Consider the following 15,270-nt stretch of genomic DNA (forward strand, 5'->3'; position numbering starts at 1 on the left):
AGGTCTCAACAAGAGGTCTGTCTTGAATCTATTTGGTTGAATCAAACAATTTATGGACACACGATTGCCTATTTTTGAGCGCCCCAATGTGCGCAAAGCTCTCGAAGACAGTTCTTTGGTAGGGCAGACCCTGACCCTTCGCGGCTGGGTACGTACAAAACGAGAAAACAAGAATGTTGTCTTTATCAATCTCAATGACGGCTCTACGCTCAAGAATATTCAAATCGTGGCCGACCCTACACAGCACGACGACGAGCTGTTCCGTAAAATTACGGTAGGGGCTAGCTTGGCTATCGAAGGTAAGCTTGTGCCTTCGCAAGGCTCCGGCCAAGCAGTAGAAATGGAAGCTGCCAAGATTGTACTTTTGGGCGAATCGCCCCAAGACTACGCCATACAGCCCAAGAAACACAGCCTAGAGTTTTTGCGCGAAAAGGCACATATGCGCTTCCGTACCAATACCTTCGGGGCAGTATTCCGCATCCGTCATGCCTTGGCCTTTGCCGTTCATCAGTACTTCCACCAACATGGGTTTTTCTACCTCCATACCCCCATCATCACTGGTTCGGATGCCGAAGGCGCAGGCGAGATGTTTAAGGTAACTACCCTACCTTTTGATAACCCACCCCGTGATGAAGAAGGACGCATCGATTTCCGTGAAGACTTCTTTGGCAAGCCCACCAATCTGACTGTTTCGGGGCAGCTCGAAGGAGAGCTTGGGGCTATGGGGCTGGGCTTGATTTATACCTTCGGGCCTACGTTCAGAGCCGAAAACTCCAACACAACCCGCCACTTGGCAGAGTTTTGGATGATAGAGCCTGAGATGGCTTTCTACGACTTACAAGACAATATGGAGCTGGCCGAGGACTTTATCCGCTCCTTGGTCAAGGGGGTATTGCGACACTGTACTGAAGACTTGGCCTTCCTCGATGCGCGTGCCGCAGAAGAAAACAACCAAAAACCCCAAGCCGAACGCAGCACCATGGGCTTGTTGGAGCGCCTGCAATTTGTAGCCGAAAACGCCTTTGCCCGCGTAACCTACACAGAGGCCATTGAGATACTGCTCAACTCTACGCCCCACAAAAAGAAGAAGTTTCAGTATCCTATACAGTGGGGGATTGACTTACAGTCGGAACACGAACGCTATCTGGTCGAAAAACACTTCCAAAAGCCGGTCATCGTATCTGACTACCCCAAGGACATCAAGGCCTTTTATATGCGCCAAAACGACGACGGCAAAACCGTCGCCGCAATGGACGTACTCTTCCCGGGTATTGGCGAAATCATCGGTGGCTCACAGCGCGAAGAACGCTACGACAAGCTCCGCGAGCGGATGCAGGCCATGCATATCCCCGAAGAAGAACTATGGTGGTACTTGGAAACACGCAAATACGGAACCGTACCCCACAGTGGCTTTGGGCTGGGCTTCGAGCGTTTGGTGCAGTTCGTAACCGGAATGGGCAACATCCGTGATGTGATTCCCTTCCCACGATACCCCAACGGAGCCGAGTTTTAAACAAAAACAGTCCTTTGTTTGATTCAAACAAGGTTTTATTTATACCTTTGCCATAGGTTACCCCATTGGACAATAACTCTTAAAACTATGAAAAAAACAGCACAAACCGCGCTTATGTTTGTAGCCGCTTTGTTTTTAAGCTTGAGCATCCAAGCACAAGAAGGCAATTTGTTGGCTATGAAAGACAAATCTGACAAGGACATCCTTAACGCTAAAAAGAACATCAAAGCCGCGACTTGGAAACGCCGTGGAGACATTCACCGCGACATTGCCAATGATCAAACCGGTATCTTCTTCAACGAAGTACCCGACGCGGTTTTTATTGCTTATGAAGCTTACAAAAAATCGAACGAGCTAGGCTCCAAGTCAGCTACTGCTGACCTTGCCGGCCTATACTATCCTGCGCTTCGCGCAGGGGCTATCTCTTATCAAGAAGACGAGTTTGAGCCCGCTTATCAAGCTTTCCGCTTGGCTTCTGAAGTAGCTCCCGACAGCCTCACTCCTGTAGTATATGCGGCTGATGTGGCTTATCGCCTCGATAAAACAGCCGAATACGAGCAGTTGATGCGAAAATCACTGGGCTATGCCCCCGCTGATTTCCAAGCTTTGGGAACCGAAAAGGCCAACTACTACATCAACTTGGCTATGTTCTATTTCCAAGATAAAGAAGACAACGAGTCTGCCGGAAAAACTTTGGAAGAAGGCTTAGCCGAATTCCCTAGCAACAAGGATATACGCAACCTCACTGTAGAGTACTATATCCGTACAAACAAGCTAGAGCAAGCCATTAGCGACTTGGAAAAATCAGTGGCTGACAGCCCCAATGATGCTGACTTGGTATACAACCTAGGCATCATCTACGAAAAATCAGGCAATACTGACAAAGCCAAAGAATGTTACCGCAAAGCCATCAGCATAGACAGCAAGCACGTAAACGCTCGCTACAACTTGGCAGCACTTCCTTATAACCAAGCTGCGGCTATTCTGAAAGAAGTACGCAATATGGATGATAAAGAATATGCCAAGAATGGTAAAGCAAAGGAAAAGGAAGTAGAAGACAAATTCCGTGAGTCATTGACCTTGTTTGAAGCCCTCCGTGCCGAAAACGTACAAGATGCTAATGTTCGCCAAGGTGTACTCATTGCCTTGCAAGGTATCTACAGCAGACTCAAAATGAACGATAAGTTCGAAGAAGTAACCGCCGAGCTAGACGCAATGAACTAAGCCGCGCTTGCGCTCTTCAGATCATCTGTTGACTAACGGCCCTTGCCCAACGGCGAGGGCTGTTGTTGTTTTGGTATTTGACACAAAACACCCACACACCCAGTCCGATTTGTTATGCCTGTTTCGTTTTACCCCGGCCCTTCAGAAGTATATCCCCGTATCCCCGAGTACGTGCAAGAGGCTTACCAAGAAGGCCTGCTAAGCAGCAACCACCGCAGTGAAGCCTTTATGCGCCTCTGGGCTCAGACCAAGCAGCTACTCCAACAGCAACTCGAAGTGCCCGAAGCATATGAGGTGATTTGTGTGTCTTCGGCCACAGAATGTTGGCAGAGCTTGGCCTTGTCGTTGGCTTTCTCCGAAAGCCTACACCTCTACAGCGGGGATTTTGGAAAAAAATGGGCTCAGTATACCCAAGCTCTCCGCCCCGAGGCCGTCGTGAGGCACTTGGCCTTTGGCCTCGACGAAGACCCCTCGCCCCTGCTCGAAGCCCAACTACAAACCCGACCGCCTGATTTGCTCTGCCTGACTTATGTCGAAACCTCCAACGCCACCCAACTGCCGGAGCAGCTCTGGTCAGTACTGCGCCGGAACGCCCCCCACACGCTAGTGGCTGTAGACGCAACCTCGGCAATGGGTGGGGTACGCCTACCCTGGCACCTAGGAGATATCTGGTATGCCTCTGTACAAAAATGCTTGGGACTGCCTGCCGGTATGGGGCTGCTCATTGTGTCGCCTAGGGCCATCCAGAATGCCTACCAACAAGGCGAAACGCGCTACTACCACTCGCTCATTGCACAGGTAGAAAACACCCGCAAACAACAAACTACCCATACGCCCAATGTCTTGGGTATCTACCTACTCGCCCGCACACTGGCCGACAACCCGCCCATTGGCACTACCCACCAACGCCTCCAACAACAGGCCCAGGCTTATACCGCTTGTCTGGAAACACACCCTCAGCTATCCTTACTGGTTAGTAATGTAGCTGTGCGTGCCCCTACTGTGTTGGCCATCAAAGCCGCCCCCGAAGTCCTGACACAACTATATCAAAAGGCCGCCACAGCCGGAATGACCTTGGGCAATGGCTATGGCGCTTGGAAACACCATACCCTGCGGGTGGCCAACTTCCCGGCCATCGCCACAGAAGCCCACCAAGGCCTGATAGATTTGCTAAATCAATATAGATTTTAGGGAATAAAACTTAACACATTGATATTACTGGCTTAGCGTACAATTGAAAGCAAGATTGTTTTTTTGCACTTACGATGCTAAGCCTTTTATCATACTTTTATTACAAGTCGAACTCGATTCCTATGGGTCAAAGACGAATTCTGTCTCTATTGGAGACACTACACCAGCCCAACAGGCTGGATGTAAACGCGATGTTGTCGCAATACTATGCTTTCAGCGCCGAACAACTAGAGCGTTACCTCGAAGAGCTGGACTGGATAAGCCTGAGCCTAAACGAAGTCCTGCCCTGGAGTGAGACACTGTTGCGCCGGTTTGAGCCTTACTGGGAGTGGGACTTGCTCAGCGAAAACCCCACCCTGCCTTGGAGCGAAGCCCTTATCGAAAAATACAAAGGCCGCTGGGAGTGGCAAGAGTTTGGCCTCAACGAAAACCCCGCCCTGCCTTGGAGCATCGACCTTTTAGAACGCTATGCCAAGAAATGGAATTGGGAGCACCTGAGCGAAAACCCACACCTCAACTGGACTCCCGAGATGCTCATGCGCTTCGAAAAACAATGGCGCTGGGAAGAGCTCAGCAGCAACCCCGGCCTGCCTTGGGACGAAGAACTCTTGCAGCTCTTTGAACACCGCTGGAACTGGGACAGGCTTTGCGAAAACCAAGGTATCCTCTGGACTTATGAGCGCCTACAACGCTACCAAGAGCGCCTCGACTGGGCACAGCTCTGCTACAACGAAAGTCTGCCCTGGGGGGCTGAATTTATCCAAAAACACGCTCAACATATTGACTGGCATTCGCTTAGTGCCAATGAAGGCTTCCCTTGGAGTATGGACTTGATCGAAAAATATGCCGACCAGCTTGACTGGGGCGAAGACGGCCTCAGCGACAACAGCCGCCTGCCTTGGTCGAAGACCTTGCTCCAAAAATACCAACATCGCCTCAGCTGGGAAATGCTCAGCTGTAATCCCGCCCTGCCCTGGGATATAGAGCTCATCGCCCAATACCAAGACCGCTGGGACTGGGAGCAGCTCAGCGCCAACCCCGCCCTGCCTTGGGACGAAGCCCTACTGTTGCGCTTCGAAACTCACTGGAACTGGGACTTGATCTCAATCAATAAAGGGGTGTACGAAAAGATGTTTGCCCCACAGCTAGACTTAGTCGTGATTGAGCAGTGGTTGGATAGCTAAGCGCTTGTTGACAATTCACACCACTGGACATTTTTCAAATCCCACAGCCACAACTGTGGGCGCTAAGTCTCGTTGTATTCCCAAAATGAAGCCGCAGCTTGTCTCGGAGCTGGAGCTCCGAGACACTTTGTTAAAAAATGTCCCCTATCATTCCGCCTCTCCGGCAAAGCAAAACTCTTGGTGCCGCTCCGACCGCTGTGGGTAGCTCGTCTCGCCTATCAAGCGGCCTTCGTACACCAGGTCGGAGTGGTGTTCTATAGTCAGTCCCTGCGCAAACAACCATAGTTTACGCCGACAGACAAGGGCACAGGCCGTGGGGTGAAATATTGGTCGTCGGTGATGGCTTTGCGGCTGAAGTTGGGTATAAATAAGCTGCCTTTTCGGCCATACATTTTGTTATAAGCCTGTGTATATCCATTAAAAAAGTGAGAGAATTGTTTGCTGATAGCGTTCGAAAACCCTCCAAGGGTTGGTTATTTTAACTGCAAAAACTCCAATACAACATCTTCGCTTCTTATTTTGATCATCAGGTGAAAGTAGTTAGACATCAAACAGTATACATAAGTATCGGCAATGGGATAGATGTAATCGACATACTTGCGGAGAAAGTATAGACTGCTTCGGGAAGAAGAGGAGGGGGTGCTTTCTTCATACGCTTTTGGTTTTTTACACCTGACGGTTTTTTCACATCCTCAGCCATTTATATTTATTTTTCAAAAATTTTTTGTATTTCAAGACTCATATAGCTATATTTATAGCAGTACTGCTACTTTTACCTATAGTCTATGATACAAAGAGATAACCGTGAACAATGGCGAATAAAGCGCGTTTTTGAGTTGATTCAGATGTTGGTTGAAAAACCTCCTAAGACGGTTAAACAACTGGCGGCCAACCTTAGTGCCACTTATCGCACTATCTACCGAGATTTAATACTGCTCGAAGAATTGGGCTACCCAATAGAAAAAGATTTCTATGATCGATATTTTATTGTAGATGACCTTGATGGCACAGTCAAAAGTAGTTTTAGCCCACAAGAAGCATTGCTTTTGCAAGAGCTTATCAAAAGCGCTGTAGAAGCTCAGCACCCGCTCAAAGAGCCTATCCTCAAAAAACTATATCACCATTCTATATTTCGGCCTATGGCCAATACCTTGTTGCGTAGCCAACAAATTGTACGGAACATCAACACCCTCATTGATGCTATCACCCATCATCGACAGGTGCTCCTGAAAAACTACCACTCTGTAAAAAGCCAACACATTAGCAACAAGCTAGTAGAGCCTCTAGCCTTTACCCCAAACTATCAACGCCTATCAGCATACGACCCTGAAGCCGGTATCGTAAAAGTATTCAAACCATCACGCCTACAACAAGTAACATTACTAGATACTGCTCGAAGCTATACCGGAGAGGCTCTGCCGCCAGATGTTTTTGGAATGGTAGGCAACCCTTTTGAGGTAGTACTGGCTCTTTCTGATCGCGCCTACCGTCTTATGATAGAAGAATACCCCGAAACCCAAATTTATATAGCCCATCACCCTGAAGGATACCTGGCGAAAATCCCAGTCCAAGACGAACGTGGCATAGGTAGATTTGTATTGGGGCTATTGGGCGAAATCAAAATTATTGCTCCACCACACTTCAAGGCATACCTCCAACAACGCCTTAAAAATACGGATTTATAACCCATTGACATTCCCTGTCAATGAGATTGACTTTTTTTGTAAAAATAAAAATGGTAGAGATATGAATGAAATAGTTTTTAAGAGGACTTCTAATGTGTTTCTCAATACAGGAATAGTGGCTCTACATCACTATCTTGAAAGATACAAATTTCCTGATGCAGAAACGCAGCTCTCAGATGAGGAACTTTGGTATGAACTGAATAAAGACCAACTATTGGTCAGAAGTAATCGCCTTCTTGAGATTTTGGAGCAGGTGTATTATTTGATGGGGAGAGAAGTGTATGATACAGCAAATAAAAAGGCACTGCAAGAGAATTCAAACGCATACTATATTTCATCAGAAAATAGATTTGTAAGGTTTCCTGCAATGAATACGTATGGTTTGGCTGCTTTGATAACTAATAATGCTGCTGGGAAAACAATAAAATTTGAGAATACAAAAAGAAGAAAATACCTCCTAAAGCAAGGAGAAACAGAACTTGTGCAAAAGTTTGTAGATTACTTTGAGCAAAACAGTATGAAGCTGTTAGAGCAACTTTATTTTGAAGAGCCCTATGTCAAAATAACAAGAATTGATATAGATAAAAAGTATTTTGAAGAGGGAAATGATATTTGCTACCTGACAGGAGAGCGTTTTAAAAAACTGGTTGATACAACTAATATATCTCCTTTTTTTGCAGGACTATTAAATTTTGCTTCTTTCTTGAAAGATAGTGATAAAAAAATAAGTTGGAAAGCTATGTATCTAAGCCGATTCTCACCAAAGTTTTGCTTTTATATGTACATAGCTGGTTTAAAGTCTTTAGTGTGTTATTTGATTGATTCAAATAGCTTAGTAAGCTTGAAAAGTTTTTATCAAAATTACAAGTCTATTTTTAGGAGTGATTATGAAATGTTAGAAAATAACTTTATGGCTAATTTCAAGCTTCACAGCTTCAAACAAGTTGCAAAAGATACTGATAAAAGAGATGAGGGCAGCAAAGATTACTCTGAGCAATTTGAAATTTTATTTATGCTGATTTATACCATATATTATCAGATACTCTACAACAAAGGAATTTCAAAGCCTGAAGAAATAGCCCCAGATGACATCTTTGCAGCATTGAGCACCCAAAAAGAGTCTTTCAACTTGGTTTCATTCAAGGCTGATGAGTTTGCCTCCACACTAAGACCTAATAGTTTTGAAAACTTCAATCAATTCAAATTTACGATTCGACTAATTATTCATCTGGAAAAGAATGGTATAGTCTTTTCTCAAATATTGAGCAGTCTGAAATTTATAAAAACCTCAGACAGGAATTCAAAAAATTCTTACCGATTAGAAAGGCAAGTCAGAAATAGTATCCTTGAAAAAATACTCAAGCAAAAATCTATTCTTACTGATATAGAAAATCTATTCTACAATTGCTTCACCTACTTAAATTCTGGGGATGCTATTGGTTTTAAGAACTTTAAAATGCTTTTAGATTTAGTTAATTTGTACGAACCCATAATGTATCAACCTATGGAAAAAGAAGAACTCCAACGCCTGCAAGAAAGAGCCATCAAATTAGGCTCAAGTATTGGTATTAGCATTTCTAACTACGATGGGGGCGATAAGTCAGCCAATGCTAAAAAAGCAAGAACTTACATTATTGGCTTGCACAAAGCTCGTAATGCTGAGCAGTTTAGAGAAGCAATTATTCGCCTACAAACCAAGTATGGTATAGTAGTGAGTAATGAGCTTTTAGAAGGCTTGAATGAGGAAACCTACGAGTTCATTAAGCAATTTGCTGTTATTAGTGCATTAAATATACTTAATTCTATTTTACAATCTAAATCCGATAAAAAAGATGAAAACAAATAGTATTACTATCACTTACCTTTCAAAAGTAAGCTTTGCAAGCCTCAACGGAGCCGACAAAGATGTGGATAATATCAATCCGATTAAAAAAATAACTTTGAGCAACGGACAAGAGTTGCCCTATGTTTCTTCACAGGCTCTTAGACGTGCTTTAAGAGATATTTTAATAGAGATGGGATTTGCAAAATCTGAAATTCAGGAAGCGAGTGCTAAAAAAGGAGCACCAAAAACACAAATTAAACCTTTTGAATATATTGAAGACGACTTGTTTGGTTATATGGACGCTTCGCCAGCCAAAGAAGAAAAAACAAAGGGTACTTCCACAGTGCGTACCTCTCCGATACGAGTAGAGGCTTTGGTAGCTTTGTCTGATTACAAAGGAGATTTAGATTATGCCACAAATTTTATGGGTAAAGGCTATAAAACTGATAAGGGAGAAGATATACAGCCTAACATCTTTGAAACAGAAGTACACTCTGGAGTTTATAGAGGTACTATTTTGATAGAGTTGGACAGAATAGGAAGCGGACAGGGTTTTGAAGGAGGTGAGTTATCCAACGAAGAAAAAGCCAGAAGGGTATTGGCATTTTTAGATGCTTTCCAAAACTTATGGAGTAGCGGCAGACAGACACGCTTCCTAGCTGACATATCACCTAAATTTATTGCAGCGGCTTGTATGAAGGTGAAAAATCCGATTTTTTTAGAAGCTGTAAATATAGGAAAAGATGGGAGAATCAACTTTGAGCAACTAAAATCAGTATTGTCGGATTACGAAAGATTTATTCAAGATGCTGTCTTTGCAGGGCAAGAAGCAGTCTTTGAGTTAGGAGAAAACGTGAAAAATCTAAAAGAAGGTTTTGCCACGATTGCCAACTGGATAAAAGAATATTACAAATAAACTAATTTGATATGCAATATTGTGTCATAGAAATTCACACACAAACAGCAACCTTCAGAAACCCAGAGTTTCAGAATTTCCATAAATCTTTATTGCTGCCCCCGCCAACAACACTGATTGGTGTGGCGGGGGCGGCATTAGGCTTTAGTCCTAAAGCTGCTCAGGCTTATTTTGAAGAAGATACTTTTTGGATAGGTGTATATGGTACTTCAAGAGGACAAACCAAAGACTTATGGAAGTACAAAACTTTGTCGAATGAAGAAGGTAAAGAAAGTAGTATTGTCCTGAAGGAAATCCTTTATGACAATCACTTTTTCTTGGTGTATGGTTGTGAAAATGCAGACAAGGTAAAAGAAATAGAACAAGCCTTTTTGAGTCCTGTATATGCCCTTAGTTTGGGGAATAATGACTCTGTGGCTAAAGTGATAAAGACACAACTTTACGAAGAAGTTGCCACTTCAAGACTCATAGAAAACTGCCTGATAGAAGGCGATATTATAGATGAAGTACTATCTAATGTAGAAAAAGATATGAATTTCTCTATCTATTCAACTTCTGAGCCTATCGTATTTGATTTGCCAACAAGCTTTATGTATGAAACTGATTATGGTATAAGGAGAGTAGTTGCACGCCAGCAAATTTCTTTTATAGGAAATGCTATGAAGTTGAATATAGATAAGCAAGGTATCTTTTATAAAGACAAATTTATTCCTGTATTTCCATTAAAAACTCTAAATTATGCTGGATAATATTTTAGCAAAGTCTGACCCAAAAGAAAGTTTGGTAGAACATACTACCAATGTAGTAGTTCAGTGGCAATACTTAAAAAAAAGATATGAGAAAGTACTTAATCAATCCGATGATTTTTGGAGCAAGTCGTATCTTTCTGCTCTTTTTCACGATTTTGGAAAAGTAGCTGATAACTTTCAAGATGTAATGCATGCGAAAAAAAAATACGATACAAACTACATACGCCACGAGTTTTTATCAGGAATGATTTTATTGGCATATAATATTTCTGAATATCAAAAAGAACCTAATAGCTTGTTTGCAGTATTTAGTCATCATAAGCCTTTGACCGACGAATTGTTTAGAGAACAAGATAGTAAAGCAGATATACGTATTGATGAGAACAACCTGAAAAATCTATTTGTTTGGTTCAATCAGCAACTAAAAAATCATCATTTAAAAGAATTACCTGCGGATTTAGGAAAGAATATATTAAAGCAATTTCAAAAAAATGATGATGGAATCAATTTTCTGTACTATAAATTTACAAAATTTTTTGATAATTTTCGTAAAAATATAGGAATTAATGCTTTCCATACTCGCAAAGAATACATTTTATATAAAGCATTGCTTAATATTGCTGATTGGACAGCATCGGCTCATCAAGAATTACCAAAAGGATTAATATTTACGCAAGATTTTCTAAGAGATAAAATTGTTGAAAAATTACGAGAGGATGGAAAGATACAAATTGCCAATAAATTTAATTTTAGACGATTTCAACTAGAAAGCATTAGGCAAGGCTCTGTATTAGCTATTGCCCCTACTGGAAGTGGAAAAACCGAAGCAGCTTTACTATGGGCTTCCCAAAAAAAAGAATTTGAGAAAATTATTTACCTTCTTCCCACAAGGGTAACTTCTAATGCTATCTATCAAAGATTGATTAGCTACTTTCACAAAAGCAACTGTGCTGTCGTTCACTCGTCAGCATTTCTATTCAGAAAAAATTTAGAAGATGGCTTTAGTAAAGGGGATTATCTAAAAGATAAGACTTTTTTTAAGAATGTGAGTGTTTGTACCATCGACCAAGTGCTTACACAGGGCTTTAATTTAGGCTTTTGGGAAATAAAAACCTTTCATTTATTGAAGGCAAAGGTTATTATAGATGAAGTACACTTGTACGAACCTTATACGTTGGGTTTGCTCATAGCCACCATCAAATACTTGAAGAAAGAGTTTGAAACAGAGTTTTATATAATGACGGCTACAATGCCCAAACAGCTTCAAAATTTGCTTCAAAAAACTTTAGATATTTCAGATGAAGGAATAATCAAAGATTCAGAATTGCTTGAACAAGCCCGTAATACTTTTGAGGTTAGAGATGCTTTGATAGATGAATTGGATAGCGAAATAAAATCTGAGTTGTCACAGAAAAAGAAAGTGCTGCTGGTAGTAAACACGGTTGATGAAGCTATTAGATTGTACGAAAAATATAAGAATTCGTGTGAAAATGTAATTTGTTTTCACTCACGTTTCATACAAAAAGACCGTTTGGAGAAGGAAGCAAGAATTCTTGAATTAGAAAAATCAAATGAGCAAGTACTTTTAATAGCTACACAAGTTGTAGAGGTTTCTTTGGATATTGATTTTGATGTTCTATTTACCGAAAACGCCCCCATAGATGCTATTATCCAAAGAGCAGGTAGAGTAAATAGGAAAAGACTCAAGGATTATTCAAAGGTAGTCGTATTCAAACATCAAAGTATTACAGAGGAAGCTATCTATAACAAGGAGAACTTTTTGAGTCGTACTTTTGATGAACTAAAGAAACTACACGGAAAAAAACTCACAGAAGCCCAACTGATTGAGCTTGTAGAAAAAGTTTATGAAAACTACAATATCAACGAAGATAAGTATTACAAAAAAGGTTTGGAAGCTTATCAAAAAATTCAAAGAGATAATCTTCATTTTATCAAAGATAATCTAGGCTTGGAGGAATCTTACACTCGTGAAGGTTTGGATAGTGAAAATATAATACCTGATGTATTCCAAGAAAAGTTGGTAGGTGCATCAATATTTGAAAAGTCAAGGTATGAACTTGCCATCACAAGAAAAAGAATGTTATCAGGTAAAATAATAAAAGACACGGAGCATCAATGGATAAAATATTTTGAATGTGATTATGATGAGCATACAGGTTTGAAATTTAAGAAAAAAGCAGGTAACCAAAGTACAATCCTATGACCCAAATCTCCACCACCCTGATTCGGTTTCCCGAAATCAAATTACCGACTTCGGCAGCGCAGCAGCTAAGAGGTTATTTTGGTAATTTGTTCAAAGAGCAATCTCCTTTGTTGCACAACCACTACGAAGATGGCAAAAGCATCTATCGCTATCCTTTGGTACAATACAAGGTGATAGACAAAGTGCCCACGCTGCTGGGCATTAATGAGGGGGCGCAACTATTGGTACAACTTTTTCTGAAAATCAAAGAAATAGACCTATCGGGCAGGAAATACCTCATACAAAGCAAAAATATTGAAGCGCTCACAAGCCCCCTCGAAGTAAAAAATGAAGAGCTTTTTCAGTATAAGTTCAAAACACTGTGGTTGGGACTCAATCAGGAGAACCATAAAATCTACAAAAATCTACAAGACGACAAAGAGAAGCAAAAGCTGTTGGAAAAGATTCTGACAGCCAACCTTATCTCGCTTTCCAAAGGGCTGGGCTATACGGTCAAGGATAAAATTATGGTCAAATCGCAACTTTTGGAGAAAAGCACCAAGTTTAAAGGCGAAGAAATGCTGGCTTTTTCGGGGCAGTTTATTTGTAATATGCAAATTCCCAAGCTTTTGGGCATTGGCAAGGCAGTATCCAGAGGCTATGGGGCGGTGATACAGGTATAAAAAGAAGGCTTATGGAACTCATCATCAACTCTTATGGAGCTTACCTGCACGTCAAAGAGCAGATGTTTGAGGTAAGGCTCAAGCCCAAAGGGGAAACACAGCCGCAGATACACCATTTTGCCGTACACAAAGTCAAGAGTATATTGATGGCTGTGGGCACAGCCTTGAGTACAGATGCTATCAAACTAGCGATGTATCATAATATCGATATTGTATTTTTGGAACACAATGGCCATCCGCTAGGGCGTGTTTGGCATAGTAAGCTAGGCAGCACCACCAAAATCCGAAAGAAACAACTAGAGGCGAGCCTATCACCTAGAGCTATCGACTTTGTAAAGCACTGGGTGGGGCACAAAGTCGAAAATCAGTTGCTATTTGTCAAGGGTTTGGGTAAACACCGCGCCCAACATCTACCTTACCTACAAGAAAAAATAGACAAACTCAGCGCACTCAAAACCGCCATAATGGCGCTAGAGGGCACAATGGTAGCCCATATAGCTGATACCTTGCGTGGGCTGGAGGGCACAGCCGGAAGATTGTATTTTGAAACCCTGAGCTTTGTGTTGCCCAAAGCCTATCGGTTTGAAGGTCGAAGCAGCCGACCTGCAAAAGATGCCTTCAATGCCTTGCTCAATTATGCCTATGGGGTGCTCTATTCCCGTGTGGAGCGAGCGCTCATCATTGCCGGGCTTGACCCATATGTAGGCTTTTTGCATCGGGATGATTACAATCAGCTCAGTTTTGTATTCGATTTTATTGAGCCGTTCAGAACCTTTGCCGACAAAACCGTCTTCAGGCTTATGGCCGCTAAGAAAATCAATAAATCGCATACCGATGACATCACCAACGGTGTATCACTCAACAAGGAGGGGAAGGCGCTGTTGATGCAAGCTTTTGGGGAATATCTCGACCAAGATACAATCCGTTATCGTGGCCGCAACCAGACACGTGGCAATATCATTCAGCTCGAAGCCCACCGATTTGCACAAATACTACTCGAGACAACTGATTTTGAACCCCAAAACACATCCCAACGATGATTTTATGGATTCTGTATGATATTGAAAATGACCGCGCCCGTACCAAGGTAGCCACAGCCTGCAAACAAGCAGGGCTACATAGAGTACAGTATTCTTGCTTTTTGGGCGAAATAGAGGCCGACATGCGTGATACTTTGGGTCTCAAAATAAGGGCGCTCATAGACGAAGACAAAGATAAGGTATACCTCTTTGCTATGAATCAAACGCAACTACAACAGTGTCAGATGCTTGGACAGGCTTTTGATAAAAAACTGATTACAGACCAAATAAAGATACTCTTCTTATGAAATCCTCAGACACCCCCACTATCAGCCTGACTCCCTCACACATCATAGAATACTTATACTGCCCAAGGTTCACTTATTTTGAATATGTATTGGCGATTCCGCAGTATGAAACCAAAAACTACAAGGTAATGCGCGGAAGAGCGCTACACGACCAAAAGCTTGAAAACAACAAAGCATACTTGCGAAAAAGAGTTGGTGCTATAGACAAATACCTCGACCAATACCTGACCAACGCCTTTGTGCGTGGACGGGTAGACGAAGTGTTGTTGTTGGCTGACCACACGATGGCTCCCTTAGATTACAAGTTTGCGCTATACCACGATAAGGTATACCATACATACCTCACACAACTATACTGCTATGCTTGGCTGATAGAGGATAATTTTGAGTACGAAGTTGAGAAGGGGTTTCTAGTATATACCAGAAGCCAAAACAAGCTAGTGGAGGTGCCCATCAAAACTAATGACAAAAAATTGGTTGCTAAAGCCGCACAGGCCATTGGCGATATTATAGCCAACAATAGTTTTCCAAAACCTACCAAATATCGAAAAAAATGTTTAAATTGCACTTACCGAAATATATGCGTTCGATAATACGCACGAATACCACCCACTAATTTATTTCTATCGCTTCGATTTTCAATTATAAACCCCTCATTACAAATGAGTTATGAATTCGGAAAACCCCCTAAAGACAGTCTCAAACAAGGCTTAAAGCCCAACATCGGCTCGAGTTTAGGCTTACCTAAAAACACACAAACCTCTGATAAT

Annotated in this window: 15 protein-coding genes; 13 read left to right on the forward strand and 2 right to left on the reverse strand. The window is 42.2% G+C overall.

Annotated features, from left to right (window positions below; all coding sequences use genetic code 11):
* The first annotated feature begins 52 nt into the window (after positions 1 to 52).
* From asnS to G499_RS0114205, 4 genes are all read left to right on the forward strand, one after another.
* A complete protein-coding gene (gene asnS, locus G499_RS0114190) occupies positions 53 to 1,513 on the forward strand; it encodes an asparagine--tRNA ligase (protein ID WP_081413815.1) in 1,461 nt (486 codons plus the stop codon).
* An 87-nt stretch (positions 1,514 to 1,600) separates the two neighbouring features.
* Positions 1,601 to 2,737, forward strand: a complete 1,137-nt coding sequence (locus G499_RS0114195; RefSeq protein WP_027000488.1) for a tetratricopeptide repeat protein — start codon at positions 1,601 to 1,603, stop codon at positions 2,735 to 2,737.
* A gap of 114 nt (positions 2,738 to 2,851) precedes the next feature.
* Positions 2,852 to 3,928 (forward strand): aminotransferase class V-fold PLP-dependent enzyme, encoded by a 1,077-nt coding sequence (locus tag G499_RS0114200; RefSeq protein WP_027000489.1) that lies wholly within the window; start codon positions 2,852 to 2,854, stop codon positions 3,926 to 3,928.
* 122 nt (positions 3,929 to 4,050) lie between these two features.
* A complete protein-coding gene (locus G499_RS0114205) occupies positions 4,051 to 5,112 on the forward strand; it encodes a hypothetical protein (protein WP_154658472.1) in 1,062 nt (353 codons plus the stop codon).
* A 147-nt stretch (positions 5,113 to 5,259) separates the two neighbouring features.
* Here the strand turns inward: G499_RS0114205 and G499_RS21570 are convergent, their stop codons facing one another.
* Both G499_RS21570 and G499_RS22430 read right to left on the reverse strand, forming a co-directional pair.
* Positions 5,260 to 5,391 carry a CRISPR-associated protein Cas4 gene (locus G499_RS21570; RefSeq protein WP_245576745.1) on the reverse strand — a complete coding sequence of 44 codons (132 nt, stop codon included), beginning with the start codon at positions 5,389 to 5,391 and terminating at the stop codon, positions 5,260 to 5,262.
* Positions 5,373 to 5,504 carry a hypothetical protein gene (locus G499_RS22430; RefSeq protein WP_281171877.1) on the reverse strand — a complete coding sequence of 44 codons (132 nt, stop codon included), beginning with the start codon at positions 5,502 to 5,504 and terminating at the stop codon, positions 5,373 to 5,375. Before G499_RS22430 ends, G499_RS21570 begins: the two co-directional genes overlap by 19 nt.
* Before the next feature lie 393 nt (positions 5,505 to 5,897).
* On the opposite strand from G499_RS22430, the gene G499_RS0114220 reads away from it, so the two are divergent.
* Genes G499_RS0114220 through cas4 form a run of 9 tightly spaced genes read left to right on the forward strand, consistent with a single transcriptional unit; the run spans position 5,898 to position 15,093 of the window.
* Positions 5,898 to 6,797 (forward strand): helix-turn-helix transcriptional regulator, encoded by a 900-nt coding sequence (locus tag G499_RS0114220; protein WP_027000491.1) that lies wholly within the window; start codon positions 5,898 to 5,900, stop codon positions 6,795 to 6,797.
* A gap of 4 nt (positions 6,798 to 6,801) precedes the next feature.
* Entirely contained in the window at positions 6,802 to 8,643 is a 1,842-nt protein-coding gene (locus G499_RS0114225) for a hypothetical protein (RefSeq protein WP_027000492.1), read from the forward strand.
* On the forward strand, positions 8,630 to 9,538 hold the full coding sequence (cas7i, locus tag G499_RS0114230) for a type I-B CRISPR-associated protein Cas7/Cst2/DevR (RefSeq protein WP_027000493.1): 909 nt from the start codon (positions 8,630 to 8,632) through the stop codon (positions 9,536 to 9,538). Before G499_RS0114225 ends, cas7i begins: the two co-directional genes overlap by 14 nt.
* Positions 9,539 to 9,549: 11 nt before the next feature.
* Entirely contained in the window at positions 9,550 to 10,287 is a 738-nt protein-coding gene (cas5, locus tag G499_RS0114235; protein WP_027000494.1) for a CRISPR-associated protein Cas5, read from the forward strand.
* Complete coding sequence (locus tag G499_RS0114240; protein WP_027000495.1) at positions 10,277 to 12,511, forward strand: CRISPR-associated helicase/endonuclease Cas3; 2,235 nt, start codon at positions 10,277 to 10,279, stop codon at positions 12,509 to 12,511. Before cas5 ends, G499_RS0114240 begins: the two co-directional genes overlap by 11 nt.
* On the forward strand, positions 12,508 to 13,173 hold the full coding sequence (locus tag G499_RS0114245) for a CRISPR-associated endonuclease Cas6 (RefSeq protein ID WP_027000496.1): 666 nt from the start codon (positions 12,508 to 12,510) through the stop codon (positions 13,171 to 13,173). The genes G499_RS0114240 and G499_RS0114245 overlap by 4 nt, the downstream gene beginning before the upstream one ends.
* Positions 13,174 to 13,184: 11 nt before the next feature.
* The gene (cas1, locus tag G499_RS20160) at positions 13,185 to 14,213 is read left to right on the forward strand and encodes a CRISPR-associated endonuclease Cas1 (protein WP_035727688.1); all 1,029 of its coding nucleotides are present in this window, start codon (positions 13,185 to 13,187) and stop codon (positions 14,211 to 14,213) included.
* The gene (cas2, locus tag G499_RS0114255) at positions 14,210 to 14,500 is read left to right on the forward strand and encodes a CRISPR-associated endonuclease Cas2 (RefSeq protein WP_027000497.1); all 291 of its coding nucleotides are present in this window, start codon (positions 14,210 to 14,212) and stop codon (positions 14,498 to 14,500) included. Before cas1 ends, cas2 begins: the two co-directional genes overlap by 4 nt.
* Complete coding sequence (gene cas4, locus G499_RS0114260; RefSeq protein WP_245576746.1) at positions 14,497 to 15,093, forward strand: CRISPR-associated protein Cas4; 597 nt, start codon at positions 14,497 to 14,499, stop codon at positions 15,091 to 15,093. The genes cas2 and cas4 overlap by 4 nt, the downstream gene beginning before the upstream one ends.
* Positions 15,094 to 15,270 lie beyond the last annotated feature (177 nt).

Origin of the sequence: Eisenibacter elegans DSM 3317 (genome assembly GCF_000430505.1) — a bacterium.
GTDB lineage: Bacteria > Bacteroidota > Bacteroidia > Cytophagales > Microscillaceae > Eisenibacter > Eisenibacter elegans.